The organism is Streptomyces sp. NPDC018031 (genome assembly GCF_044327625.1).
Lineage (GTDB): Bacteria > Actinomycetota > Actinomycetes > Streptomycetales > Streptomycetaceae > Streptomyces.
Map to the genome: position 1 here is coordinate 223,894 of NZ_JBIRFT010000004.1, position 25,603 is coordinate 249,496.

At 75.0% G+C, this 25,603-nt stretch carries 17 protein-coding genes and 1 riboswitch; of the genes, 7 read left to right on the forward strand and 10 right to left on the reverse strand.

Annotated elements, in window-relative coordinates; all coding sequences use genetic code 11:
• Positions 1 to 662: 662 nt before the first annotated feature.
• The 3 genes from ACH4B3_RS13310 to ACH4B3_RS13320 all read right to left on the reverse strand — a co-directional run bounded on the left by ACH4B3_RS13310 (position 663) and on the right by ACH4B3_RS13320 (position 5,509).
• Entirely contained in the window at positions 663 to 2,117 is a 1,455-nt protein-coding gene (locus ACH4B3_RS13310; RefSeq protein WP_398462931.1) for a multiprotein-bridging factor 1 family protein, read from the reverse strand.
• Between the two features lie 526 nt (positions 2,118 to 2,643).
• Positions 2,644 to 3,783: a 2-dehydropantoate 2-reductase gene (locus tag ACH4B3_RS13315; RefSeq protein WP_398462932.1), complete on the reverse strand. Its 1,140-nt coding sequence runs from the start codon at positions 3,781 to 3,783 to the stop codon at positions 2,644 to 2,646.
• Positions 3,784 to 4,069: 286 nt separating this feature from the next.
• Positions 4,070 to 5,509, reverse strand: coding sequence for an MFS transporter (locus ACH4B3_RS13320; protein WP_398462933.1), 1,440 nt, complete (start codon positions 5,507 to 5,509; stop codon positions 4,070 to 4,072).
• 351 nt (positions 5,510 to 5,860) lie between these two features.
• Here ACH4B3_RS13320 and ACH4B3_RS13325 point away from each other — a divergent pair, with 351 nt between their 5' ends.
• Positions 5,861 to 6,634, forward strand: a complete 774-nt coding sequence (locus ACH4B3_RS13325) for an STAS domain-containing protein (protein ID WP_398462934.1) — start codon at positions 5,861 to 5,863, stop codon at positions 6,632 to 6,634.
• Here the strand turns inward: ACH4B3_RS13325 and ACH4B3_RS13330 are convergent.
• Positions 6,545 to 7,567, reverse strand: coding sequence for a sigma-70 family RNA polymerase sigma factor (locus ACH4B3_RS13330; protein WP_398462935.1), 1,023 nt, complete (start codon positions 7,565 to 7,567; stop codon positions 6,545 to 6,547). The two genes, ACH4B3_RS13325 and ACH4B3_RS13330, sit on opposite strands and share 90 nt — an antisense overlap.
• 409 nt (positions 7,568 to 7,976) lie before the next feature.
• On the opposite strand from ACH4B3_RS13330, the gene ACH4B3_RS13335 reads away from it, so the two are divergent.
• Both ACH4B3_RS13335 and ACH4B3_RS13340 read left to right on the forward strand, forming a co-directional pair.
• The gene (locus tag ACH4B3_RS13335; protein WP_398462936.1) at positions 7,977 to 8,384 is read left to right on the forward strand and encodes a VOC family protein; all 408 of its coding nucleotides are present in this window, start codon (positions 7,977 to 7,979) and stop codon (positions 8,382 to 8,384) included.
• A 96-nt stretch (positions 8,385 to 8,480) separates the two neighbouring features.
• The gene (locus tag ACH4B3_RS13340) at positions 8,481 to 8,750 is read left to right on the forward strand and encodes a DUF2277 domain-containing protein (RefSeq protein WP_398462937.1); all 270 of its coding nucleotides are present in this window, start codon (positions 8,481 to 8,483) and stop codon (positions 8,748 to 8,750) included.
• Between the two features lie 130 nt (positions 8,751 to 8,880).
• Here the strand turns inward: ACH4B3_RS13340 and ACH4B3_RS13345 are convergent, their stop codons facing one another.
• Positions 8,881 to 9,084 (reverse strand): cold-shock protein, encoded by a 204-nt coding sequence (locus tag ACH4B3_RS13345; RefSeq protein WP_398462938.1) that lies wholly within the window; start codon positions 9,082 to 9,084, stop codon positions 8,881 to 8,883.
• 148 nt (positions 9,085 to 9,232) lie between these two features.
• Here ACH4B3_RS13345 and ACH4B3_RS13350 point away from each other — a divergent pair, with 148 nt between their 5' ends.
• Positions 9,233 to 10,774 (forward strand): ATP-dependent DNA ligase, encoded by a 1,542-nt coding sequence (locus tag ACH4B3_RS13350; protein WP_398462939.1) that lies wholly within the window; start codon positions 9,233 to 9,235, stop codon positions 10,772 to 10,774.
• A gap of 75 nt (positions 10,775 to 10,849) precedes the next feature.
• On the opposite strand, the gene ACH4B3_RS13355 is transcribed toward ACH4B3_RS13350, so the two are convergent.
• The gene (locus ACH4B3_RS13355; RefSeq protein ID WP_398462940.1) at positions 10,850 to 12,403 is read right to left on the reverse strand and encodes an MFS transporter; all 1,554 of its coding nucleotides are present in this window, start codon (positions 12,401 to 12,403) and stop codon (positions 10,850 to 10,852) included.
• Positions 12,404 to 12,729: 326 nt separating this feature from the next.
• Positions 12,730 to 13,383, reverse strand: coding sequence for a 3,4-dihydroxy-2-butanone-4-phosphate synthase (ribB, locus tag ACH4B3_RS13360; RefSeq protein WP_398462941.1), 654 nt, complete (start codon positions 13,381 to 13,383; stop codon positions 12,730 to 12,732).
• A 245-nt stretch (positions 13,384 to 13,628) separates the two neighbouring features.
• A riboswitch (FMN riboswitch) is annotated at positions 13,629 to 13,759 on the reverse strand.
• Positions 13,760 to 14,199: 440 nt separating this feature from the next.
• Here ribB and ACH4B3_RS13365 point away from each other — a divergent pair.
• Entirely contained in the window at positions 14,200 to 15,126 is a 927-nt protein-coding gene (locus ACH4B3_RS13365) for an endonuclease/exonuclease/phosphatase family protein (RefSeq protein ID WP_398462942.1), read from the forward strand.
• 107 nt (positions 15,127 to 15,233) lie between these two features.
• Here the strand turns inward: ACH4B3_RS13365 and ACH4B3_RS13370 are convergent, their stop codons facing one another.
• The 3 genes from ACH4B3_RS13370 to ACH4B3_RS13380 form a co-directional block, all read right to left on the reverse strand.
• Positions 15,234 to 16,181 carry a YbhN family protein gene (locus tag ACH4B3_RS13370; RefSeq protein WP_398463166.1) on the reverse strand — a complete coding sequence of 316 codons (948 nt, stop codon included), beginning with the start codon at positions 16,179 to 16,181 and terminating at the stop codon, positions 15,234 to 15,236.
• A 487-nt stretch (positions 16,182 to 16,668) separates the two neighbouring features.
• Positions 16,669 to 17,709: a LysR family transcriptional regulator gene (locus ACH4B3_RS13375; RefSeq protein ID WP_398463167.1), complete on the reverse strand. Its 1,041-nt coding sequence runs from the start codon at positions 17,707 to 17,709 to the stop codon at positions 16,669 to 16,671.
• Positions 17,710 to 18,518: 809 nt separating this feature from the next.
• Entirely contained in the window at positions 18,519 to 20,585 is a 2,067-nt protein-coding gene (locus tag ACH4B3_RS13380) for a PhoX family protein (protein WP_398462943.1), read from the reverse strand.
• Positions 20,586 to 21,158: 573 nt separating this feature from the next.
• Here ACH4B3_RS13380 and ACH4B3_RS13385 point away from each other — a divergent pair.
• Positions 21,159 to 23,432, forward strand: coding sequence for a VWA domain-containing protein (locus ACH4B3_RS13385; RefSeq protein ID WP_398462944.1), 2,274 nt, complete (start codon positions 21,159 to 21,161; stop codon positions 23,430 to 23,432).
• A gap of 294 nt (positions 23,433 to 23,726) precedes the next feature.
• On the forward strand, positions 23,727 to 25,457 hold the full coding sequence (metG, locus tag ACH4B3_RS13390) for a methionine--tRNA ligase (RefSeq protein WP_398462945.1): 1,731 nt from the start codon (positions 23,727 to 23,729) through the stop codon (positions 25,455 to 25,457).
• The last annotated feature ends 146 nt before the right edge of the window (positions 25,458 to 25,603 follow it).

Consider the following 25,603-nt stretch of genomic DNA (forward strand, 5'->3'; position numbering starts at 1 on the left):
TGGCGTCTCCTCGCGCGGATCGTCTGCGCGAGGTGGTGCACGCGTCGTCGTGCGACGTTCGCGCGTGGTCGCGCGGGGTGGTGCGCACGCCGATGCGCTTCAGGTGCGGGTGGATCGCCGTGCCACGGCCGTGCCCCCGGTGCGCCGCCGACCCCGGTGGTCCGGGTCGCACATCGACGGCACCCAAGCGGCATGTCCATGACGTAGCGGCCGAACAGTCACATCCCGGCACCCACGACGTCAACGGAAGTCAGGCCGCGATCCGCATTTGTCAAAATCCGGCAAGCCCGGACCGATATCCGGACCGTCACCCGGGGCGGCACCCGGGACCGACCGGTAACGGCCTCCGGGTCGGCGTCCGGGACGCACCGGCAACGGCACCCGGGTCGGCGTCCGGGACGCACCGACAACGACACCCGGGTCGGCGTCCGGGACGCACCGACAACGACACCCGGGACGAGGTCCGGGACGCACCGACAACGACACCCGGGACGAGGTCCGGGACGCACCCGCAACGGCACCCGGGACGAGGTCCGGGACGCACCCGCAACGGCACCGGAACGACACCCGGACGGCATCCGAGACGCACCCGTGACGACCCCCGGGGCGGGCCCCGGTACGGCATCCGGGCAGGCCGTGGGCCCGGCCCGGCGGGACGCGGGTCAGTCCGCCGTCAGCGCGGCCCACCGCTCGCGGAACTCCCGCACCTCCCGCAGCTCGCCCCAGCCGCCGGTCAACCGGTCGCCGAGCCCCCGCAGTTCCCGGGCGACGGTCAGCCGCCGGGCCGGCCCCGCCTCGTCCAGCACCGAAGCGGCCAGCGCCAGCGCCGCGTCCGGGTCACCGGCGCAGGCGTGGCAGTCCGCCAGCCGCAGCGTCAGCAGCAGCCGCGCGGGCAGCATGCCCGCCGGCAGCCGGCCCAGGGCGCGGCTGGTGGCCTCCACCGCGCGCCGGGCGGTGGCCCGGTCCCCGGCCGCCGCGGCCAGGTCCCGCAGCGCCCCGCCGGCCGCCGACTCCATGCGCAGGTCCCCGCCGCCGCCCAGCAGCCAGGGGGCCTCCTCCAGGTCGCGGCGGTCCAGCCGGGCGAGCCCGCGCCGGGCCAGCGTGAGCTGCCGGCGGCTCTCGGTGCCCTCGCTCAGCAGCGCCAGCCCCCGGGCCTGGTACATGTGCGTCAGCATCGCGACCCAGCCGCGCCGCCCGTCCACCGCGCCCAGCGCCTGCGCATAGCCGAGCGCCGACGCCCCGTCGCCGTCCAGCCGTGCCAGCACGCTCATGTCCACCAGCACGGTGGCCCGCACCGCCACGTCCCCGCCCGCTTCCGCCCAGCGCAGCGCGTGGCCGAACCAGGCCATGGCGATGGCGCTCTGACCGCGGTGCATCCGCAGCCGCCCGGCCAGTTGCGCGTAGGACGAGCCGAGCCGCAGCTGCTCCCACGGCGGCCGGCCCGCCGCGTTGACCACCTCCGCCCAGGCCACCACCGACCGGAGCGCCTGCTCCACGGTGCCGAGGACGGCGGTCGAGGTGGTGTGCGTGGTGACGTGGCAGCAGTGGTCCAGCAGTGCGGTCAGACCGTGGACGACGTCCGGGTCGGTCGCGACCGGCACCCGCGCCGTGCCCGCCGCGTGCACTTCGGCCAGCAGCGCCGGCAGGTCCGTCAGGGCCGGCACCGGGCAGTCGGCGGGCCCGTGCAGCGGGCACGGGGTCCGGAGCGGCGAGAGCCGGGCGGGCCAGTCGTCCACGGCGGGCGCCCGGGGCGGCGGGGGCGGCTCGCCCACGGCGCGGCGCGCCGCGGGCAACGGCGTGAACAGGCCCGGTTCCAGCGGCGTGGCCGACCGCGGGGAACTCGCTCCGGTGGCCGCCCCGGCCACCATCGCCGACAGCTCGCCGCCGGTCGCCAGCACCGAGTCCAGGTGCCGCACCAGCCCGGCGGGCAGTTCCCGCAGGCCGCTCTCCCACTTGCTGATCAGCGTGTGGTGGTAGCCCAGCCGCAGACCGAGCTGGTGCTGGGTGAGCCCGGCCCGCCGGCGGTGGTACTTCAGCCGCCGTCCGAACTCGGCCCATCGCGGCGCGAGTTCCGGGTCCCGGGCGGGTTCCTGCGGTCTGACCCCTTGCACGGGCATGGCCACCCCTGTCGAGTTCCCCTCCAGCCGGTCGGCAGCTCAACCGCCCGGCCGACCGCCCTCCGTGACGCCCTGCCGCGCCGCGCTCAGGCGCGCTCGGAGGTTAACCGTTCATCGATTTCCGCGTATATGCGCTTTACCCAAAGCTGGTACGCGGCCGGGTCGTCGGCCGGGACCGTCCGAGCGGCCCGTCGGCGTCCGGCGCGGGCGGCGGCGCAGCACCATCGCCGCGGCGATCCGGTGCGGCTGCTCCGCCGCCGCGGACCGCCGGCGTCCGGCGGCGCGCCCCCGGCGGTACCTCCCGGGACAGCCACGCGCGTCCCATCGGCGGCGCGTGTCCGATCGGCAGCCCGTGCCCGGGTCGGCGGCGCGTCCCCCCGCGGTGCCTCCCGGGGCAGCCGCGCGCGTCCGATCGGCGGCGCTTGCCGGGCCGACGGCACGTCACCGGGCGACGGCACCCGCCCGGTCGGCGGTACTCCGCCGGGTCGCCGGGCCGCGCCCCCGGGAGCCGTGGCCGCCCGGCGCGTCACCGGGCGCGGCCGCCCGGGACCGCACCGGCGGCGGTGAGTTCGGCCAGCAGCTGCGGACCGGTCCAGGTCCGCGCCCGGTCCGCGCCCGCCGCCTCGGCCTGCCGGATCAGGGCGACCAGGCGGGTGTTGGCGGGGGCCGCCAGGCCATGGCGTCCGGCCAGCGCGACGATCTCCCCCTGCAGGCTGTCGATCTCGGTGGGCCGGCCGCGCCGGAGGTCCTCCCAGGTGGACGAGCGCGCCTCGGCGTCGAAGGCGAGCATGGCGGCGGCCAGCCGGCGGAAGACACCGTCGGGCAGGTGCAGCAGCCGGGGCGTCCAGGTGGCGGGCACCGGACCGAGCCGGGCCGGCCGCACCCCCTCGGCGCGGTACACCGCCAGCGCCTCGCGCTGGCAGAGTGCCAGGCACCGCCGGAAGTCCCGCAGTCCGAGCTGGTCCCGCAACGGCAGCCCGGACAGCGCGTTGATGGCGTTGTTGAGGTTGAGCATCAGCTTCGCGTACTGGACCTCCCGCATGTCGGAGCGGGTCTCGATCCGCACACCGGCCGCGCCGAGCGCCCGCGTCAGCGGGACAGCGGCCGGGTCGTCGTCGGTCATCAGGACGCCGCCGGTGCCCTGGTGGTACCGGCCCGGCTCCATCCGCAGCACGTTGTACGGGACCATCCCCGCCAGCACCCGCCGGCCCGGCCCGGCGCCCGGGCCGCCCCCGGCCCCGGTCTCCGTTCCGGCGGCCGTCCCGGTGCCGTGCCGCGCCCCGGCCGGTACGCCCAGTTCGGTCCGGATCACCTCCGCGTTGCGCAGCCCGTTCTGGAAGCTCACCACCACCGCTCCGGGGGCCAGGTGCGGGGCCAGCTCCCGGGCCGCGTCCCGGGTCGCCGCGGACTTCACGGTGAGCAGCACGAAGTCGGCGCCGGCCGCGGCGTCCGGGGTGGTGGCGAACCGCACCGCCGCGGGCTCCACCCGGACCGCCGGGCGATTGCCCCCGGTCAGCGTGAGGCCCACGGCCCGCAGGGTGTCCATCGCCGCCGGCCGCCCGATCAGCGTGACATCGGCGCCCGCCGCCAGATGCCCGCCCAGGTGGCAGCCGATGCTTCCGGCGCCGAACACGGCGATACGGGGGCGCGGTGCGGAGTGCGGCATGACGACTCCTGACGGTGGACGGAGTGGCGCGGGACGGTCTCGCTGCGCGGGGCGTCGCGGTGCGGACCGGCGGCCGGAGCCGCCGCCCGCACCACCCGCCCGTCCCGGCCGGGGTGCCCGCCGGGGCCGGGCCGGGTCCTGCGGGGTGTGATCCTCCAGATCCTCCAGCAGATCCGCCCGTCGGCCAAGAGGTCCGGCGGCCGGTCCCGCGGAACGCCCGGCCGCACCCGGGGCCCGCCGATCGGCCGCCCGGACCGCCGCAGCACCACCGCCCCGGGCCCGCGGGTCACCCCACCCGGCCCGCCACCACCGGGGACGCCTCCACCACCGGGGACGCCTCCGCCACCGGGGACGAGTCGGCCGCCGGAGACGCGTCACCCAGCGAGGACCGGTCGGCCGCCGAGGACCGGTCGGCCGCCGGCCGGCGGCGCTCGGCCCAGCGGGCCGCCGGGCCCATCGCGTACCCGGCGGCCAGGAACAGCCCGCCCAGCAGCAACCAGCCCGGCACCCCCCAGGTCACCAGCAGGGTGGTCAGCAGCAGCGGCCCGAGAGTGCGCGCCACCGGCACGCCGGTGCCGAAGAAGCCCTGGTACTGCCCGATCCGGTGTGCCGGGGCCAACTCGAAGCCGAGGTGCCAGCCGCCCGCGGACTGCATCATCTCGGCCACCACGAGCAGCACCGCCCCGCCGACCAGCAGCGCCCCGGCCGCCCAGGCCGGCAGCGCGGCGGCGGACAGCGCGAACACCGCGCAGCAGGCGAGCATGACCAGGCCGGAAGCGCGGACCGCGCGCACCGCCGCCGGCAGGTCGGTGACCGCGCGGGCGGTGCGGACCTGGAAGAGCATCACCGCGGCGGTGTTGAGGACGAACAGCGCCGAGACCATCCAGTGCGGTGCCTGGGTACGCTCCACGATCCACAGCGGGATGCCGAGACTCAGCAGCGGCATGCGCAGCAGCAGGACCGTGTTGAGCGCGGCGACCACCACGTACGGGGCGTCGCGGAGCACCGCGAACACCGGCTCCGGGGCGCCGGCCGCTTCCTCGGGCCGACCGGGGCGGTCGGGCCGGCCGGGGCTCCCGGGGCGCCCGGGGCGGTCGGACCGGCCGGTCCGGTCGGCGTCGGCCGCCGGGCGCCCGCGGGCGGGGGTGCGGGGCGGCGCCGGAAGCCGCCACAGCAGCACCGCGCAGATCGCGAAGCTCGCCGCGTCCATCCCCAGCACCACCAGATAGGCGCCGCGGGACCCCTGCTGGAGGGCGAGACCGCCCAGCGCCGCGCCGATCGCCAGACCGCCGTTGAGCGTGGCCTGGAGATAGGCGAGCACCCCGGTCCGGGACTCCCGGTCGACCAGTCCGGCCAGCAGCGCCTGGCGCGCGGCGGCCAGCCCGGACTGGGCCGTCGCGTAGCACACCACGGCGATCAGGAACGGCACGAAGGACCTGATGACCAGGAAGGAGGCGACGGCGGCGGCGGTCGCCAGGGCCAGTACCGCGGAGGTGCCCCGCGGGCCGCGGCGGTCGGCGAGGTGGCCCAGCGGCACTCCGGCCAGCGAGCCCACCGCCCAGGCCAGCGTCAGCGCCAGCCCCACCCGGGCCGGGGACACCCCGACGACCTGCACGAAGTACAGGGCGGAGCAGACCAGGAACGCCCCGTCGCCGACGGAGTTGCTGAACTGCGCCAGGGCGAGGACGCGGGGCGGCCCGGAGGGCGGCAGGATCCGACTCGGCACGGGGGCTCCTCGATGAGGGGGCGCGGCGGGCGCCGTGGCTGGTCTCGGTGCGGTGATCCGAATCTACGGTCGGCAAGTGTCCGGCCGGCAGGCCCAATACCGAGCGGGAATCCTGGGCCATTCACACACCGGAGGTAGTGGTTCCGCCCCGGCGATGCCGGTGCCACGCCGGCCCCGCCGCGCCCGCCGCGAGGTGCCCGCCAGGGGGTGCCCACCCGGACCCGCGTCCGGCGAAGGCCCGCCCGTCCGCCACCACGCCCGGCCCGGCCCGCCCCGCCCCGCGATGACTTCCGCGCCGCCGGCCGGTCCTACTGGGCACCTGATCCCGTCAAGCTCCGGAGGAGGCCGCCGATGTCAGCCGCGGACGAACCACCCACCGCGCCGCCGGGCACGCCCGACCTGGTCGTCCGGGCGCCGCTCGGCCCCGGCGAGGCGGCCGGGCTCCGTGCCCGGCTGCGGGAGCTGCTGCGCGACGACGGGCACGCCGGTGGCGCCGCCGGTGGACCGCCGGTGAGCTGCGACGTCTCCGCACTCACCCGGCCGGACGCCGCGGCCTTGGACGCCCTGGCCCGGTTGCAGCTCACCGCACGGCGGCACGGACGGCGGATCCGGCTGTGCCAGGCGGGGCCGGAGTTGCGCGCGCTGCTCGCCCTCACCGGCCTGGCGGAGGTGCTGCCGGGCGCGGAGGACGGCCCTGGGGAACGCCCGGAAGGCCCGGAGGACCGGCCGGAGGAAAGGCCCGACGCCGACGGAACCGCGCCACCGGAACCACGGGAGCCATTGGAGCCACCGGGCCCGGCGAACGCACCAGGCGCGCGAGAGGCCCCCGGCCCGGCAGACGAGCCCGGGACGGCAGACAGGTCCAGCCCGGCGGACAAGCCCGGCACGGCGGCCCCGACCGCCGGGCCGGCAGCCGGGTCCGCCCCGTCGGCCGGGTCACCAGGATCGGCCGAGGCACCCGGGACGACCGGATCACTCGGGTCGGCTGGCGCACCCGGATCGGCCGGGGCAGCCGGGCCCGCGGGGTCAGCCGGGTCAGCCGTCCAGGCTCATCGGCAGCCCGAAGAGCGGGAACAGCCGCTCGGTGTCCAGGAAGGAGTTGAGACCACTGATCCGGCCCTCTGACACCTCGATGACCTGCAACGCCCACGCGTCGTAGCCGCTGCCGGAGGCGCTGGGACGGTACTGGGCGAAGGCGGGCGTGCCGTTGGCCACCACCGGTATCAGCCGGGAGCCGCGGCAGTGGCGGCCGGGGCCCAGCATCCACGCCGTGATGTCCGCATGGCCCCGCAGCCACAGGTCGAACGGCGGCATGGACAGCGTGGCGTCCTCCCGCAGCAGCGCGGTGAGCGCTTCCAGGTCGTAGGACTCGAAGGCGTCGACGTACCGGGCGAGCAGGTCGCGCTGCTCCTCGTCCATGGCGGAGGCCACGGCGGTGTCGGCGATCTCCCGCTGGGCCAGGGCGGCCCGCGCCCGCTGGAGCGCGCTGTTGACCGAGGCGACCGTGGTGCCCAGCAGCTCCGCGACCTCGCTCGCCTTCCAGGCCAGCACCTCGCGGAGGATCAGCACCGCACGCTGCCTCGGGGCCAGGTGCTGGAGCGCGGCGACGAACGCCAGCCGGACCGTCTCCCGGGCCACCGCGAGGTCGGCCGGGTCGCCGCGCTCGGGCACCACCCGACCGTCCGGGACGGGGGAGAGCCAGGTGGCCTCGGGCAGCGCGTCCGGCAGCGGGGCACCGGCGCTCACCGGCGACGCCAGGTCCATCGGCCGGGCCCGGCGCTGGCTGCCGCCCAGCATGTCCAGGCAGACGTTGGTGGCGATGCGGTAGAGCCAGGAGCGCAGCGCCGAGCGGCCCTCGAACCTGTCGAACCCGCGCCAGGCGCGGACCATCGTCTCCTGCACCGCGTCCTCGGCCTCGAAGGCCGATCCGAGCATGCGGTAGCAGTAGCCGGTCAGTTCGACGCGGTGCCGCTCCAGCCGCGCCTCCAGGTCCGCACCGGCCGTGTCGCCCACGTCGGCGCGGGTCGTGCCCGCCGTCGCGGTGAGATCACTCGTCAAGGATCCTCACACCCCTCCCACTCGTTTTCAGCGTAGGACGCACCACTGACATCGCCACCGGGCGCCGGAGCGCGGCGCCCCGCCCCGGGCCCCCGGGCCCCGCAAGCACCGCCGCGGGGCCCAGCCGGCACCCGAGGCACTCCGGGACGACAAGGGCTCGGAGCCGCACCCGAAGTCCGGGCCGGCACCCGGAATCCCGGCCAGGGTCCGAAGTCCGGGCCGACACCCGGAATCCCGCCGGGGTCCGGAGTCCCAGCCGGGGCCCGGAGTCCCAGCCGGGGCCCGGGCCGGCACCGTCCGGAGATTCCTCCGGATCCGGTCCGCGGCGCCGATGAGTTTTCCGCGGCGGCGTCGTCTACCCCTGCAACAGGCCGCCCGCACGGCGGCCCCTGACGGAACGAGGCACCGGATGAGCACCCAGATCTTCGTCAACCTGCCGGTCAAGGACCTCGCCAGGTCCATCGGGTTCTTCGAGAAGCTCGGCTACTCGTTCAACCCGCAGTTCACCGACGACAACGCCGCCTGCCTGGTGATCGACGACAACGTCTTCGCGATGCTGCTGACGGAGCCGTTCTTCGCCACCTTCACCCGTAAGGAGACGGCCGACGCGCACCGGACCGCGGAGGTCATCGTGGCCCTGAGCGCGGAGACCCGGGAGCGGGTCGACGAGCTGGTCGACAGCGCGCTCGCCGCCGGGGCCCGGCAGTCCAAGGAGCCCGACGACCAGGGCTTCATGTACGCCCGCGGTTTCGAGGACCTGGACGGCCACCTCTGGGAGGTCATCTACATGGACATGTCGGCCGTCCAGGGGCAGTGAGGCGACGCGGCATCGCCTCGGCCGGGGAACCCGGCGGAGGCGACCATAGAAGGAAAGAGGAAGAGGAAGAGGGAGGAAGAGGAGGAGGACGGGAGCATGTGCCGAAGCATCAAGACACTCCGGCCCCCCGTGACGCCCGAGGTCGGTGACGACGACATCCGGGCGGCCGCGCTTCAGTACGTCCGCAAGGTGTCCGGGTTCCGGGCGCCGGCCGCCCACAACCGCGAGGTGTTCGACGCGGCGGTGCGGGCCGTGACCGAGGCGACCCGCGATCTGCTCGCCGGGCTGGAGGTGCGCGGCTCGCGCCCGGCGGGGGACGGCGTCCGGCCCCGGGCCACCGACGCCGCGGGGCCCGGGACCGGATGACACCGGCGCCGGCTCCCGGACCCCGGCCCGGGGCGGCGCGGGGGCCGCGGACCGGGGCCGGGGGAGGTTCGGGAATCCGCTCGGGCCGGGACGGGGCGGGGGTCCGCCGCCGGGTCCGGGCCCGGCGGGATCAGATCGAGCGGACCTGGTCCGCCTGGGGGCCGCGGTCTCCCTGGGCCACCTCGAACTCGACGCGCTGGTTCTCGTCCAGGCTGCGGTACCCGGTCGCGGAGATCGCGCTGTAGTGCACGAACACGTCCGGTCCGCCACCGTCGACCGCGATGAAGCCGTATCCCTTCTCGCTGTTGAACCACTTCACGGTGCCCTGCGCCATCTCTTGCTCCTTGGGGGTCGTACCAGGGTGTAACCACCTGTAGGACTACCCTCCCGCCCGCGCCCCGCCCGTCACCGTCACCCGGACGACGGCGTGTCCGCACCACCACGGATCTGCGCGGGCGGCCGGGCGGAGCGAGGATGGGGGCATGCTGCTGGCCGACGTCGCCCGGACCTCCGCCGAGGTCGCGGCCACCTCCGCCCGCTCGGAGAAGGTCGCGGCGCTCGCCCGCCTGTTCACCCGGACCCCGCCCGGCGAGGCACCGGTGGTGATCACCTATCTGGCGGGCAGGCTGCCGCAGCGGCGTACCGGCGTGGGCTGGAGCGCGCTGCGCGACGGCCCGCCGCCCGCCCCGGAGGCCCGGCTGGAGGTGGCCGAGGTGGACGCCGCGCTGGACCGGATCGCGGCCGTGGCCGGCAAGGGCGCGGCGGGCGAGCGCAAACGGCTGCTGCACTCCCTGCTGGCCGCCGCCACCGAGGAGGAGCAGGGCTTCCTGCGCCGGCTGATCGGCGGCGAGCTGCGGCAGGGCGCGCTCGACGCGCTCGCCGTGGAAGGGCTCGCGGCGGCGGTGGGCGCGGCGCCCGAGGAGGTGCGCCGGGCGGTGATGCTCGGCGGATCGCTGGGCGCGGTGGCGCGGGAGCTGCTGGCCCGCGGCACGGAGGCGCTGGCGGACTTCCGGCTGGAGGTCGGGCGGCCGGTGCTCCCGATGCTCGCGCAGTCCGCCCGGGACGTCGACGAGGCGCTCGACCGGCTCGGTCCGTGTGCCGTGGAGGAGAAGCTCGACGGCATCCGGGTGCAGGTGCACCGGGACGGCTCCACGGTACGGATCTTCACCCGGACCCTGGACGAGATCACCGGACGGCTGCCGGACGTGGTGACCGCGGCGCTGGAGCTGGCGGTGGACCGGGCGGTGCTGGACGGCGAGGTGATCGCGCTGGGGCCGGACGGCCGGCCCCGGCCCTTCCAGGAGGTCGCCGGGCGGGTGGGGTCACGGCTGGACGTGCCCGGGGCGCAGGCGACCCTCCCGCTCTCCCCGGTCTTCTTCGACCTGCTCTCGGTGGACGGGCGGGACCTGCTCGGACTGCCGGCCCGGGAGCGCCACGCCGAGCTGGCGCGGATCGCGCCCGCGCCCCGGCGGGTGCGGCGGGTGGTGGCCGCGGACCCGGCCGCCGCGGCGACCCGGCAGGAGGTGCGCGCGTTCGCCGCCGAGGTGCTGGCGCTGGGGCACGAGGGAGTGGTGGTCAAGGCCCTGGACGCGCCGTACGGCGCGGGGCGGCGGGGCGCCTCCTGGCTGAAGGTGAAGCCGGTGCACACCCTGGATTTGGTGGTGCTGGGCGCCGAGTGGGGACACGGCCGGCGCACCGGGAAGCTGTCCAACCTGCACCTGGGCGCCCGGCGGCCGGACGGCACCTTCGTGATGCTCGGCAAGACGTTCAAGGGGCTGACGGACGCGATGCTGGAGTGGCAGACCGGGGCGCTGCGCCGGATCGCGGTGAGCGACGACGGGTGGGTGGTGCGGGTGCGCCCGGAACTCGTGGTGGAGGTGGCGTTCGACGGCCTCCAGCGGTCCAGCCGCTATCCGGCGGGGGTGACGCTGCGCTTCGCCCGGGTGGTGCGCTACCGGGAGGACAAGCCGGCCGCCGAGGCGGACACCGTCGACGCGGTGCTGGCGCTGCGCCGGGAGCCGTGACCGGCCTGCCCACCGGGAGCCCCGGGCCCCGGCGGGCGGCAGCCCGACCCGTTCCGGTGCCCGGCGGCGGGGCCGTCACGGCGGGGCGCCGCCCGGCCCGGTGCCCTTGAGGTTCTCCAGGTCCGAGGGGCGCACCTGGATGGCGAACACCGCGATCAGCACCCCGATCGCGGTCAGCACGGTGGCCGTCACGAACGCCGCGGTGACGCCCGAGGTGAGGGCCTGGTCGGCCCAGGCCTCGGGGAGCTGCCCGGTGCGCTGGAAGGCCAGCCGCTCCCGCGGCGTGGCCTGGGCCAGGAACTCCGGCACCAGGTCCTCGGCCTTGTTGCGGCTGGCCGTGGAGAAGGTCGTCACCAGGATGGACAGCCCCAGTGAACCGCCCACCTGCTGGGTGGTGTTGAGCAGCCCGGACGCGGCCCCCGCCTCGTGCGGCGGCACTCCGGAGACCGCCATCAGGGTGAGGGAGACGAACTGGAGGCCCATGCCGAGGGCGAACAGCAGCATCGGCCCGAGGATGCTGCCGAGGTAGGTGCCGTCGGCGTCGATCAGCGTCAGCCAGGCCATGCCGGCCGCGGCCGCGAGGGCGCCGCCCACCATGAACGGTTTGGGGCCGTACCGGGGCAGCAGCTGGGCGGCGAGCGCCGCGCCCACCACGATCACCACGCTCACCGGCAGGAAGGCCAGTCCGGCCTGGATCGGGGTGTAGTCCAGCACGTTCTGGACGAACAGGGTGAGGAAGAAGAACATCCCGAAGATGGCGGCCGCCAGGCAGAGCATGATCCCGTAGGTGCCCGCCCGGTTCCGGTCGGCGAACATCCGCAGCGGGGTGATGGGCTGGGTGGAGCGGCGCTCCACGGCGACGAACGCGGCGAGCAGGACGACCGCGGCGCCGAAGGCGGTCAGGGTGAGCGCGTCCAGCCAGCCGTCCTGCGCGGCCCGGATGAACCCGTACACCAGGGACGCCATGCCGAGCGTGGAGGTGACCGCGCCGAGCAGGTCGAAGTGGCCGGCGTGCCGCTCGGACTCCCTGATGACCCGTGGCGTGGCGAAGGCGATGAGCAGGCCGATGGGGACGTTGACGAAGAAGATCCACCGCCAGTCGAGCCATTCGACGAGCACGCCGCCGAGGAGCAGCCCGATGGCGCCGCCGCCGGACGACACGGCGGCGAAGACGCCGAAGGCCCGGTTGCGCTCCGGGCCCTCGGTGAACGTCGTGGTGATCAGCGCCAGCGAGGTGGGGGACGCGATGGCCCCGCCGACCCCCTGCAGTGCGCGTGCGGCCAGCAGCTGGCCGGAGCTCTGGGCGAGGCCGCCGAGCAGCGAGGCGAGCGAGAACAGCAGCACCCCGAAGACGAAGACCCGTCTGCGGCCGAGGATGTCGCCGGTCCGGCCGCCGAGCAGGAGGAGTCCGCCGAAGGTGAGGGTGTAGGCGTTGACCACCCAGGACAGGCTGGTCGTGGAGAAGTCCAGCGCGCTCTGGATGTGCGGGAGCGCGATGTTCACGATGGTGATGTCCAGGACCACCATGAGCTGGCAGCTGGCGATCACGGTCAGAGCGACGTTCTTGCGGCCGTGCGTCTCGTGGTCGGCGGTCGACGCGGTGTCCTGTGCCGGGCGGGAACTCGCCATGGTGCTTCCCCCGGGTCGGCGGGAGCGACCCGAGCGGACGTCGTTGTTCCGCTCAGGTCGTCGAGCGGACCTCTGGTGTCCGCTCGAGACTCATTCGACCGTAGACCCGGCTCCCTCCACCGACCAGTCGATCACCGGCCCGGTGGCCGGGGCGGCACCGGACCCGGCCGGCGGCACCGGACCCGGCCGGCCCCTGCGGTCCGCGCCCCGCGGGCCGGCGGCCGCGGGCGGCACCGGCCGAGCGGCGGCGGGGCCCCGCGGCCCCCGGCTCCGGCACTCGGGGTACCGGGCCTCCCGGGCACCGCCCGCATCGGCCTCCGGCGGGTTCAGAGCCGCTGGGCGGCCCGGGCCAGCCGGTACGCCGCCACGTCGCGTACCGAGATCAGCGGGAGCAGCCGCCGCGCGGCCAGTCGGCGCAGGTCGTCGTAGCGGGCCATGCTCCAGTCCGGGTTGACCACCTCGCACATGGTGGTGACGCCGGACAGCCCGGCCAGCCGGGACAGGTCGACCGCCGCCTCGGTGTGCCCGTCGCGCTGGAGCACCCCGCCGGGCATCGCCCGCACCGGGAAGATGTGGCCCGGGCGGCCGAGGTCCTCGGGGGTGGTGGCGGGGTCGGCGAGGGCCCGGATGGTGCGGGCGCGCTCCTGGACCGAGATGCCGGTGGTGCCGCCCGCCCGGAGGTCGACGGAGACCGTGAAGGCGGTCTCGTGCAACCCGGTGTTGTCGTCGACCATCTGCGGCAGCCGGAGTGCGGCGGCCCGCTCGTCGGGAAGGGCCGCGCAGATCACCCCGGAGGTGTGATCGAGCATCTCTTTCAGTGAACGTTCGTCGGTATGTTCGGCGGCGATCATCAAATCGCCTTCGTTCTCCCTCGATTCACCGTCGAAGACGATCACGAAACCGCCGTCGGCGAATACCTCGATCGCCTGCTCCACCGCCATGAGGCGCTCGGTGGCGATGCTCTGCTCCACCACAGTCATGAGTGTGGCCCTTCTCCTTCTCGACCAGCCGGCCCATGCGGGGCGGCCGGCTCCCGTAACGGTCTGCCGGAAGCGGACGGGGAGCGAAGAGAGTGCCGGAAGCGGTGCCGCTCCCCGTCCGCCTGCGCAGTTCCGGGGATGCGAACACAGCCGTCGTGGTGGACAGGGCCCGGTGGGCCGGCGGGCGGACACTGGTTCCCGCCACCGACCGGCACCGTGCGTGCCACTGCACGGACATCGTGCCGCCGCGTACTTCCTACCATCCGGACTTTGACCGTCGGTCCCGGAATTCCACCGGGTCAACCGGCCGATGGCTTCGGCCGGGTCGCGGACTTTCACCGCCGGTTCGGAGTTTCACCGACCCCGGAGCACGCGAATACTCTGCGCAGCATTTTGGCACACCGGCCCGTATTGACGAAGTGTCAAGTGTCACATCAGCAAATGAAATGGGAATCAACTATTCCTCTCAGACAGTTTGTCAACAAGCCTTGCCGGGCGCCGCCCGCGGGGCCGCCGCGCCGGTGACCACCCCGGCCGGGGAGAATCGGCGTCATCGCCGTCGATCCGAGAGGCCGAAGCGTGGAGCCGTCCGTCAGCCAGGGACCTGCCGCGGACCCGCCCGCGCGGACCGCCGCCCACCGCGCCGGGCCGCCGGACGGGCCGCCGGACGGGCCGGCGGCCGGCCCGGGCACCGGACCCGGGCGCCGGCCCCGGGCGGTCCGCCGCGTCCGGCTCCCCCGCTTCGCCACGCCCGGCCGCCCGGGCCGGTTCCTCCGCCTGCCCACCGGACGCCGGCGGATCGCCGCCTGGTGCGCGATGCCGCCGCTCGCCGTGGTCACCCTGGTCGTCGGCTGCCGGGCCGCCGACACCGACGGTGTCACCCCGGTCCCCCAGCTGCTGGCCTTCCTGCCCTGGCTGCTGGTCCCGGCACTGCTCGGCCTGGTGCTGGCGGTCGCCGCGCGCTGGGCGGCCGGCTGCGTCTGGGCGCTGGTCGCCGCCGCGGCCACCGGCTGGTTCACCCAGCCCTACGACGGGCCGGCCGGGCCCGAACCGTACGGCCGCCCGGTGGCCACCCTGCGGGTGCTCACCGCCAACCTGGAGTACGGCGGGGCGACCGACGGGCTGCTCACCGTGGTGCGCCGGGAGAAGCCGGACCTGGTCGCGGTCCAGGAGTGCGACGCCCGCTGCGCGACGGCGCTCGACGCGCCCGCGGTACGCCGCGCCTACCCGTACCGCAACATCGTCACCGGCAGCCCCGCCGAGGGCTCGGCGATCCTCAGCACCCACCCGCTGCGGGACGAGCGGCCGCTGCCCGGCACCCTGTCGATGCCGCGGTCGGTGGCGACGGTCAACGGCCTGCCGGTGCGGGTGCAGGTCGCCCACCCCATGCCGCCGATGCCCGGCGAGGTGGACCTGTGGCGCACCGAGCTGGGCCGGCTGCGCGACTTCGCCGCCGGGCGCGACGACCGGGCCACCCTGATCGCCGGCGACTTCAACGCCACCCAGGACCACGCCGCGTTCCGGGACCTGCTGGACACCGGCCTCCGGGACAGCGCCCGCGCGACCGGCGCCGCCCGCACCCCCACCTGGCCCAGCCTGACCGCGCCGCCGCTGGGCGCCCAGATCGACCACGTCCTGGTCAGCGAGACGCTGCGGCCGCGCGCCACCCGGTTCCTCGATCTGGACCACACCGACCACCGGGCCCTCCTGGTCGACCTGGACCTGTACGCGGCGGCCCGCTGAGCCGGGCGGCGCCCCGGGCCGGCTGCGGACGGGGACGGCGCCGGGCGGGGACGGCGCCGGGTGGGGAGGCGCCGGGTGGCACTGGGCGGCACCGCCCCGAAGCCGCCTCAGAGCACCTTCCAGCGCACCAGCGCGCCCAGCGTGAGCGCACCGGGCAGCAGCGGCAGCCACACGGTGATCAGGCGGTACCCCAGCACCACCGCGGTGGCCGCCGCGGTGGTCGCCCCGACCCCCACCAGCGCCACGACCAGCGCCGCCTCCACCGATCCGATGCCGCCCGGCGTCGGCACCACGGCGGCCACCACACTCGCGGTCAGATAGGCGACCGCCAGGTGCATCACCGGCACCGCCACGCCCAGCGCGAGGGCGACCGCCACCAGGCCGGCGGCCTGCAGCGCCGGGAAGGCCAGCGACCCGCCCCACAGCGCCAGCACCCGGGCCGGCCTGCGGTGCACCGACCGCGCCTCCCGCACCACCGTGCCGAGGAACTCCCGGACCACCTTCCGCAGCGCCCCCACCGCCAGGACCAGGACCAGCAGCGCCGCCCCGGCCACCAGCGCCACCGCGGGGAAGCCCACCCCGTCCGGCAGCAGGGTGTGCAGCGGCAGGGCGTCCGGGAAGGCCACCAGCAGCACCAGGGTCAGCCCGACCCGCCCCACCACCTCGGCCATCAGATACAGCGCCAGGGCGGACGAGGACCGCGCCGGCGGCACCCCGCACACGGTCATGAAGCGCAGGTTGACCGCCCCGGCGCCCAGCCCGGAGGGCAGCAGGTGGTTGGCCGCGCCCGCGGCGAACTGGGTGGCCAGCAGCCGCCCCGCGGGCAGCGGCTGCACCAGCGCGCCCTGCCGGGCGCAGGCCGCCGCGACCCAGGCCAGCGCGGTCGTGGTGACGGCCACCAGCAGCAGCGGGGGATCCGCGGCCGGCAGCTGCTCGGCCCCCTCGGCGACCACCGGCCAGTGCCGGACCACCCAGACCGCCACCGCCACGACCGGGACGAGGCAGAGCAGCGTACGGAGCGGCAGCCGCCGCCTCGGAGCCTTCCGTTCCGTCATCTCCGTCATGGCGAAAAGGTCTCCGGCACGCGCTACGGGGCGGCGACCGGCGCGCGACGCGCGCCGTACGCATCGATGGCCGGACGGCGACGCGGCGCGGGCGGCGCCCGGTGCGGACGGCGAAGGCCCGGCGCGGCGTACCGGGAGGTGCCAGGTCGGGCACGGGTCGGGCGGTGGCCCGGCGCGGACGACGACGGCGCGGCGCGGCGCGTACCGGGCGGCGGCCGATCGGGCGGCGGCCGATCGGGCGGTGTGGCGGGTCGGGCACGGGCCGGGCGCGGCATACCGGGCGGTCGCGGCGTACCGGGCGGTCACGGCCCCGGGTGCGGCGTACCGGGCGGTGGCGTGGCAGGCGGTCGCGGCGCGGGCGGGAAACAGCACCTCAGGTGATCGCGGACCGGGCGGGAACGGCACCTCAGGCAGTCGCGGACCGGGCGGGAACCGCCCCTCGGGCGGTGGCGGACCGGGCGGGAGGGCCCCGGCCGGATCAGCTCTCGCTGGGGTCGTAGGTGTTGGCCAGCTCGAAGGGGTCCGGCTCCAGGCCGGCGGTCGGCCAGTGCTGCTCCCGCCGCCACCGGTCGTTCTCCTCCGACAGCGCGTCCCACAGCATGTTGAGCGGGTGCGACCGGTCGTAGCAGGCGCGCTCCCCGCGCCGGGTGTACGCGCCCAGCAGCACCTCCAGCCGGGGCCCGGTGTCGTTCACCAGGTCGACCGCGCGCAGCCCGCGCCCATGGGAGGCCCGCGGGTCACCGGCCGCCTCGGCGACGCCCTCGGTCACCAGCATGCAGCCCTGGAGCAACCCCGACCGCAGCAGCTCGAAGCCGTAGTTGACGGTGTCGATCTCGGCGGCGATGTGCAGCCGGTTGCGGTAGTCGGCGCCGAACCAGGTGTGCAGCACACCGGCCATCAACCCGCTGGCGGACACCACCAGCGGCAGGGTGCGCAGCTCGCTGCTCTCCACGGTGGGGCCCGGCAGCCGCTCCCGGGGCAGGTTGGTCAGCAGCGACACGCCGCTGCGCCGCCACTCCATGACGTCGAACTCGTCCAGCTCGTTGCCACCGCCGCCCGGCTTGGTCACCACGCTGCCGCACACCAGGTCGACCTCCTTGGCGCGCAGCTTCGCCAGCACGTCCCGGGTGCGGACGTGCCCCACCTTCAGCTCGATGCCGCGCTGCCGGAAGTCCGCGCTCACCCGCTCCCCGGCCCCGGCCAGGTACGCCAGGGTGAAGCGGGTGGTGCCGACCATCAGGGTCCGGCCGAGCCGGCGGCGCGACTCGTGCACCCCGTCCAGCCAGCTGCCCAGGGTGCCGCGCGCCAGCTCGACCAGCGCCTGACCGGTGGCGGTGAAGAGCACGTTCTTGCCGCGCCCCTGCTTGAGCACCAGGGGTTCGCCGCACAGCTCGCTGAAGTTCCGGTTCATGGTGTCGAGCTGCTTCTGCACGCTGGACTGCTCCCGGCCCAGCACCCGGGCCGCGCCCAGCGCGGTGCCCGCCTCGTGGACCACGATCAGGGTGCGCAACTGGTCCATGGTGGTGTCCAGCAGGGCGAGCGGACTCTGCAACAGCCTGCTTCGCCCGTTCACCGGTGGTGTTCCGAGCGGGCCGGTTGGCTGCATTGTCTCGCTCTCGCTTTCCAACTCTGCTGGCGTGGCGGGGCGACAAGTTTAACGGCGCGCGTTGACAAACATCGGTCAATATCCCGTTTTGCATCCGGACCGGTGGGGCAATACGCGCGCGATATCACCAGAACTCTCACATAAAGCCACGGAATTCGCACCGCGGATCGGCACAGATCCTCCACGGAGCCTCCACGTCCACCGGCCGGCGGCGGTCCCGGCCACCCGGGACACCGGCCCCCACCGGTTCCGCCCCGGCCTCCCACCGGTTCCGCCCCTGCTTCCCACCGGTTCCGGCCCGTTCGCGGGCCGGGACCGATCCACCGGCGGCGACGTCGCCGGCCCCGCGCGCGCCCCGCCGGGCAGCGCCATACGGCGCCTACCGGGCCCGCCCGGACGGAAAAGCGGACCCCCCGGAAAACCGCCGCGCAAAACCGGGAAGCGCCCTCCCCGTGACCCCCGGTACGGCAATTCCCGCACTTCGAGGGCGCACGTCCGAATATCCCGGCGGGCTTTCCCACCCCCCTCGGACAACGCCCGTCCGGACATCCGGAAGAGGCGGGCGGCGCCACCCGGCAGATGAAAAGAGGACGCCCGGGGGCTCCCCCGCCCCGGGCGTCCTCCGCGGCCCGGGGACCCCGTAACGGTCCCCGGACACTCTCCGGTCACCCGCACCCGCCGGATCGCGGTACGCGGGCCTCCGCCACCGCGCGGCGGCCGGCTCAGACGCCGATGTCGTCCCCGTTGCGGCGCCACACGCTGACCACCGACGGCCGCACCAGCGCACCCGGCCCGTCCGGCCAGGTCGACGCGGGCTTCTCGACGCTCGCGCCGTCCACCTCGCCCGGGTGCTGCACCGCGACCAGCACCCGCCGGTCCTGCACGATCGGGCCGCAGGTCTCCGCGCCCTTCGGCACCGTGAGGAACTGCTTCACCTCACCCCGGCGCTCCCCGGCAGTCGCCACCCCGAACAGGCCGTCGTGGGTGCCCAGGGCGTTGCCGTCGGTGGAGATCCACAGGTTGCCGTGGTTGTCGAAGGTGATGTTGTCCGGGCAGGAGATCGGGCTGACCTGCTCCTTGGGGAAGCCGCCGAAGTAGGTGCCCGGGTCGCCCGGGTCGCCGCACACCAGGAACAGCCGCCAGGTGAAGCGGTCCGCGGCCGGGTCGTTCCAGTGCTCGGCCAGCTCCAGGATCTGGCCGTGCTTGTTGCCGTTGCGCGGGTTGGCCTCGTCGGCCGCCGCCTTGCCCGCCGCGCCCCGGTCCTTGTTGTTGGTCAGCGCGATGTAGACGCGGCCGGTGCGCGGGCTGGGCTCCACGTCCTCGGGGCGGTCCATCTTGGTGGCGCCCACCTTGTCCGCGGCGATCCGCGTGAAGACGTACACCTCCTCGGCGGTCATGCCCTCCACGTACGAGGTGGTGCCGCTGGCCAGCGGGATCCACTCACCGCTGCCGTCGAACTCGCCGTCCTTGGGCAGCTTCCCGGAGCCGTCGATCTCGGCGGCCGGGCTGTCACCGGTGAACTTGGCGACGTACAGGGTGCCCTCGTCCAGCAGCGTGCGGTTGTGCTCGCGGGCGGCCCGGCTGTTGCCGCGCTTCATGCGCTTGGCCGAGACGAACTTGTAGAAGTAGTCGAAGCGCTCGTCGTCGCCCATGTACAGCACCGGGCGGCCGTCGTCGGTCAGCCGCGGCTCGGCGGCCTCGTGCTTGAAGCGGCCCAGCGCGGTGAGCTTGCGCGGCGTCGACTCCGGGTCGAACGGGTCGATCTCCACGACCCAGCCGAAACGGTTGGTCTCGTTGGGCTCCTGTGCCACGTCGAACCGCTTGTCGAAACGCTCCCACTTGCGCTCGGAGGCGGCGCCGCCGATGCCGTAGCGCTTCAGCCGCGCGGCGGTGACCGGGTCGGTCACCGCGCCGCCGTTCCCGAAGTACTGGTTGAAGTTCTCCTCCCCGGAGAGCACGGTGCCCCACGGGGTGATGCCGCCACCGCAGTTGTTGAGGGTGCCCAGCACCTTGCGGCCGGACGGGTCGGCGGAGGTCCGCAGCAGCTCGCTGCCCGCCGCCGGGCCGGTCACCTCGAACGGGGTGGTGGCGGTGATCCGGCGGTTCAGCCGGTGCCGGAGCACGGCGGTCAGCCGGCCCAGCTTGTGCTCCTCCTGTGCCACGACCACCGACAGGCCGTGCGCCGCCCAGCCGATCTCGACCTGCTCACGGGTCGGGTTCGCCGGGTCGTACCCGGCGAACATCAGCTGCTCGTCGGTGTACTCGTGGTTCACCACCAGCAGCTGCCGGTTCCGCTCGTGCGGGACGTCGAGCACCGCCATGTAGTCGTTGTTGTAACCGAACTGGGCGGCCTGCGCCTTGGCCGTCTGCCGGTCCGGGTCGAACGCGGGCGCCCCGCGCAGGATCGGGTCGCCCCAGCGGATGACGATGTTCTGCGCGTAGCCGTCGGCGACCGTGACCGCGTCGGCGGTGTTCGGCGCGACCGGCGTGAACCGCAGGCCACGCGCGGCCTTCGGGCGCCCCGCGCCCTTGGCGACCGACGGCGCGGCGGCGCTCGCCTCCGGGGCCTGGGCCAGCGCGGTGGCACCGGCCGCGGCGGCCACCGTCACCACGGCGCCGGCACGCAGCACCGAACGCCGCGACAGCGCGCTCGCTATGACGTCGCCGACGTAGCCGTTGTCACTGGTGTTGGGCGCCTCGTGGAAGCAGGCGTCACCACACCGGTACCGACAGGTCATGGCGGAACGGCCGCCCTGGTGCGAGCCGATCAGCGGCAGGAACTTGCGCACGCTTTCCCCTCCGTATGGGTTTCCCGTTGGGTGTTACCGGCGCGACCTGCGCCGACATGACGTCGGAATCCGTCCGCGGGCGAAGCTAGGCGCGACGGACCGCCTGGCGACGACGGAGACGTGAATCAGGAGTGAACTGCGGGCAACCGAACATGGCTTGCCGCCACCAGGGTGTCCGCCGGGCGTCCGGAACGTGAGGGAGACGTGCACGCGCGCGGGCGGGTGACACCAGGCGCACCGGCGGTGAAGCGCCGTGTGCGCGGAAGTGGCGGGCACAGGCGGACGGTCGGCGCACGCGGGCGGCCGGCGCATGGCGACGCCGGGGCCGGCGCACAAGGGCGGCCGGCGTGCGCCGGGGCCGGGCGCAGGCGAGCGCGTCGACGCGTGGCGGCGCCGGAGCACGGGGGCGTGCGCGACCGAGGGGGCGCCCCTCCGGCCACCGCCGGCCCGCGGCGCGCGGCGCGGGCCCCGGAACGCGGCGAAGCCCGCCCGGGACGGCCCGCTAGCCTTTGCGGACCACGGAACATGCGTCGCCGTGCATCGCATCGCACTCGATACGTGAGAGGTTCTCCCATGGGCATACGGGACCTGCTGCGCAAGGTTTTCGGCCGTTCCGGCTCAAAGCAGGACGAGACGGCTGGTCCGGAGGCGGCAGGTGTCCCGGACGAGCAGCCCGAGGCCGCGGCCGCCGCACCGGCCACCGACCCGGCCACCGACCGCTCGGACACGACGGCCGCGGAGCCGGCTCCGGCCGCGGCACCCGACCCGGCCGCCGGGACGGCCGCCGGGACAGACCCGGCCCCGGCCACCGGCCCAGAGCCGGGCACGGCTTCGTCCACCGCCCCGGAGGAGCACCCCGCCTCGGAGTCCGGGCCGGAGCCGGCGACCGCCGAGGCCCCTGCCGGCCCGAGCGCCGACGCCGGCCCGGCGGACACCACCACCGTCACCGCCAACCGGCCCGCACCTGCGGGCGCGGACGCGGAGGCGGACACCACCGCGGCCGGGACCGCACCGGCCGCCACGGCACCGGACGATGACGACGACCTGCTGTCGGACCCGACGGTCAACCACCCGGCGCTGACCGCACCGCTCAAGACGCTGGACGAGCTGCTGAGGTCCCCGGCACCGGACGCCGACACCGCGGCCGAACCGGAGCCGGAAGCGGCGGCCCCGTCGGCGAAGAAGGCGGACGCCGACGCCCCGGGCGAGGCGGAGCCGGAGAGCACGGCCACGGTCGACACCCCGGCCGACACGGAACCGGAGAGCGCGGCCACGGTCGACATCCCGGAACAGAAGGCGGTGGAGCAGGAGTCCGCGGAGCGGCAGGAGGTGGAGCAGGAGGCCGCCGTCACGGCCGACGCTCCCGAACCCACCACCGAACAGCAGTCGGACACCCCGGACACCGCCCCGGAGCCGGAGGCCGCGGAGAAGGCCGGCGAGGAGCCGGGCGGCGAGGAGCCCGCCGCCGACACCGCGCAGGCCGACGAGGTCCCCGCAGCGGATGCCGAACCGGCCACCGCGGTGGCCGAGACCCCCGGCACGGAGGCCGCCCCGGCCGACGAGCAGGCACCGGAAGCCGCCCAGACGCAGCCCGAGCCGGAGCCGACTGCTGAGCCGGAGCCGGCCGTCGAGCCGGAGGCCGACCCCGAGCCCGAGCCGACACCGGAGCCCGAGGCCGACCCCGAGCCCGAGCCGACACCGGAGCCCGAGGCCGACCCCGAGCCGGAGGCCGATCCCGAGCCGACCCCGGAGCCCGAGGCCGACCCCGAGCCCGAGCCGACATCGGAGGCCGAGCCCGAGCCGCAGCCCGAGCCCGAGGCCCAGCCGGAGGCCGAGCCCGAGCCCGAGCCGGAGACCACGCCCGTCCCCGCGACCGCCGGAACCGCCACCGCGACCGGCACCGAAGCGGACCAGCCGGCCACGGGCACGGAGTCGAGCACGACCACGGACCCGGACGCGGACGCGACCCCGGACGCGGACACGGACACGGACACCGCTACCGATTCCGACACGGAAGCCGACCCCGACACGGAGACCGCCACGGACAGCGAAGCGAACGAGACGGCCACGGACACCGCCGCGCCGGAGGCAATCGCGGAGGCGACCACCTCGGAGTCAACCGCCCCGGAGGCGGCCGCGCTGGCGAAGGTGGCGGCGCAGGCGCCGGCTCTCGTCAGTCTCTTCAAGGCCGCGGCCGGCGCCGTGGAGCAGCGGGGTCTGCGTGGCGAGCGTGCCGCCGTCTACCTGGTGCTCGACCGTTCCGGGTCGATGCGCCGCTACTACAAGGACGGGACGGTGCAGCACCTCGCCGAGCAGGCGCTGGCCCTCTCGGCGCACTTCGACGACGACGGCACGGTGCCGCTGGTCTTCTTCTCCACCGACATCGACGGCACCGCCGACATCGGCCTGGACAACTTCACCGGCCGGGTGGAGGAACTGCACGCGTCGCTCGGCCACATGGGGCGCACCAACTACCACCGGGCGATCGAGGCGGTGACCGAGCACTACCGGCAGTCCGGTGCCACCGACCCGGCTTTCGTGATCTTCCAGACCGACGGTGCGCCGACCAGCAAGCCGGCGGCCGAGAAGGCGCTCTGCGAGGCGGCCGGGCTGCCGATCTTCTGGCAGTTCATCGGCTTCGGGGAGCCCGACGCCAGGGGGTTCGACTTCCTGCGCAAGCTCGACGACCTGGCCGTGCCGGAGAAGCGGGTGATCGACAACGCGGGCTTCTTCCACGCGGGTCTGGAGCCGCGCGAGGTGGCGGACGCCGATCTCTACCAGGAGCTGATGGCGGAGTTCCCGGTCTGGCTGCGGGCCGCGCGGGCCGCCGGGATCGTCCGGGGCTGAGTCCGCACCGGACCTGGTGAGGGGTGTCGCGGGCCGACCGCGGCACCCCTTCCGCGTGCCGGGGCACCCCTTGCACGTGCCGGGGCACCTCCTTGCACCGTGCCGCGGCACCCCTTCCGCGTGCCGGGGCACCGACGGTGGCCGCCCGCCGCCGCGGCCCGGGCCCGCCCACGCGTTTCCGCCATTTGACACGGCACGGCTGGCCGGTGCCGCTCGGATACGATATTGGCGGCTCGTGGAGAGCGTTCCACGGGTCACACGTCACTCACGGCATCGACTTGGGAGCAGCCTGCAATGGCTCGACACCTCATCACCAGCGCCCTTCCCTACATCAACGGGATCAAGCACCTGGGCAACATGGTGGGGTCCATGCTCCCGGCCGACGTCTACGCGCGCTATATGCGCCGCCGCGGGCACGACGTCCTCTACATCTGTGCCACCGACGAGCACGGCACCCCCGCCGAGCTGGCCGCCAAGGAGGCGGGGCTGCCGGTGGACGTCTTCTGCGCCCAGCAGCACGACGCCCAGAAGGCGGTCTACGACGGCTTCGCGCTGTCCTTCGACTACTTCGGCCGCAGCTCCTCCGCGCAGAACGTGGAGATCACCCAGACCATCGCGCGGGAGCTGAAGGCGAACGGGTTCATCGAGGAGCGGTCGATCCGCCAGGTGTACTCCAACGCCGACGGCCGGTTCCTGCCGGACCGCTACATCGAGGGCACCTGCCCGCACTGCGGCTACGACAAGGCGCGCGGCGACCAGTGCGAGAACTGCACCCGGGTGCTGGACCCGACGGACCTGATCGAGCCGCACTCCGCGATCAGCGGCAGCAGCGACCTGGAGGTCCGGGAGACCAAGCACCTGTTCCTGCTCCAGTCCAAGCTCGCCGGCGAGGTGGAGTCCTGGGTGGAGGAGCACGGCAAGGACTGGCCGACGCTCGCCTCGTCCATCGCCCGCAAGTGGCTGAACGAGGGCCTCCAGGACCGCGCGATCACCCGCGACCTGGACTGGGGCGTGCCGGTGCCGGCCGACACCTGGCCGGACCTGGCGGCCGAGGGCAAGGTCTTCTACGTCTGGTTCGACGCGCCGATCGAGTACATCGGCGCGACGAAGGAGTGGGCGGACCTGGACCCGGCGAACCGGGACTGGAAGTCGTGGTGGTACGACGCCGACGACACCGTCCGGTACACCGAGTTCATGGCGAAGGACAACGTCCCCTTCCACACCGTGATGTTCCCGGCGACGCTGCTGGGCACCCGCGACAAGTGGAAGAAGGTCGACTACGTCAAGGCGTTCAACTGGCTGACGTACTACGGCGGGAAGTTCTCCACCTCGCAGAAGCGGGGCGTGTTCACCGACGCGGCGCTGGAGGTGCTGCCGGCCGACTACTGGCGCTACTTCCTGATCGCCAACGCGCCGGAGTCCGACGACACCTCCTTCACCTGGGAGCACTTCACCGCCACCGTCAACAAGGACCTCGCCGACACCCTCGGCAACTTCGTCAACCGGGTGCTGTCCTTCTCTCGCAAGCGGTTCGGCGACGAGGTCCCGGCCGGGAAGCCCGCCGGGGAGGCGGAGGCCCGGCTGGGCGAGGAGATCGCGCGGCTGCTCGCGGAGTACGAGGAGCACATGGACGCGCTCCAGTTCCGCAAGGCGGCCGCCGCGCTGCGCGCCCTGTGGAGCGCGGGCAACTCCTACCTCGAGGAGAAGGCCCCCTGGCTGGAGATCAAGACCGACCAGGAGGGCGCGGCGCTCACCCTGCGCACCGCGATGAACCTGATCCACCTGTACGCGGTGGTCTCCGAGCCGTTCATCCCGGCCTCGGCGGCGGCCATGCGCTCCGCGTTCGCGCTCGCCGACGACACCGCGGAGTGGGTCGCGCCGGAGGAGGCCCGGGCGCTGGCGGCGGTCCCGGCGGGCACCCCGTTCACCGTTCCGCCGGTGCTCTTCGCGAAGATCACCGAGGAGGACCTGGAGTCGTACCGGGTGCGCTTCGGCGGCACCGAGCAGACTCCGGCCGGCGCCTGACCGTCCCGGCACCATGACGGCGCCCCGCCCCCGCCCCGGCCGTCGCCGGGCGGGGGCGTTCGCGTGCGCGGGCCCGCCGCACCGCCGCGGCCCGGGCGTTTGGCCGTCGGCAAGGGAACGTTTAACCGCCTCGCTGACCCTGTGTA

What these genes read in the sequence shown, in the direction of transcription:
- ACH4B3_RS13310 (WP_398462931.1), bottom strand. Translation starts at nt 2,117, where the DNA reads ATGCCCGTGCAAGGGGTCAGACCGCAGGAACCCGCCCGGGACCCGGAA.
- ACH4B3_RS13315 (WP_398462932.1), bottom strand. Translation starts at nt 3,783, where the DNA reads ATGCCGCACTCCGCACCGCGCCCCCGTATCGCCGTGTTCGGCGCCGGA.
- ACH4B3_RS13325 (WP_398462934.1), top strand. Translation starts at nt 5,861, where the DNA reads ATGTCAGCCGCGGACGAACCACCCACCGCGCCGCCGGGCACGCCCGAC.
- ACH4B3_RS13335 (WP_398462936.1), top strand. Translation starts at nt 7,977, where the DNA reads ATGAGCACCCAGATCTTCGTCAACCTGCCGGTCAAGGACCTCGCCAGG.
- ACH4B3_RS13340 (WP_398462937.1), top strand. Translation starts at nt 8,481, where the DNA reads ATGTGCCGAAGCATCAAGACACTCCGGCCCCCCGTGACGCCCGAGGTC.
- ACH4B3_RS13345 (WP_398462938.1), bottom strand. Translation starts at nt 9,084, where the DNA reads ATGGCGCAGGGCACCGTGAAGTGGTTCAACAGCGAGAAGGGATACGGC.
- ACH4B3_RS13350 (WP_398462939.1), top strand. Translation starts at nt 9,233, where the DNA reads ATGCTGCTGGCCGACGTCGCCCGGACCTCCGCCGAGGTCGCGGCCACC.
- ACH4B3_RS13355 (WP_398462940.1), bottom strand. Translation starts at nt 12,403, where the DNA reads ATGGCGAGTTCCCGCCCGGCACAGGACACCGCGTCGACCGCCGACCAC.
- ribB (WP_398462941.1), bottom strand. Translation starts at nt 13,383, where the DNA reads ATGACTGTGGTGGAGCAGAGCATCGCCACCGAGCGCCTCATGGCGGTG.
- ACH4B3_RS13365 (WP_398462942.1), top strand. Translation starts at nt 14,200, where the DNA reads ATGCCGCCGCTCGCCGTGGTCACCCTGGTCGTCGGCTGCCGGGCCGCC.
- ACH4B3_RS13370 (WP_398463166.1), bottom strand. Translation starts at nt 16,181, where the DNA reads ATGACGGAACGGAAGGCTCCGAGGCGGCGGCTGCCGCTCCGTACGCTG.
- ACH4B3_RS13375 (WP_398463167.1), bottom strand. Translation starts at nt 17,709, where the DNA reads ATGGACCAGTTGCGCACCCTGATCGTGGTCCACGAGGCGGGCACCGCG.
- ACH4B3_RS13385 (WP_398462944.1), top strand. Translation starts at nt 21,159, where the DNA reads ATGGGCATACGGGACCTGCTGCGCAAGGTTTTCGGCCGTTCCGGCTCA.
- metG (WP_398462945.1), top strand. Translation starts at nt 23,727, where the DNA reads ATGGCTCGACACCTCATCACCAGCGCCCTTCCCTACATCAACGGGATC.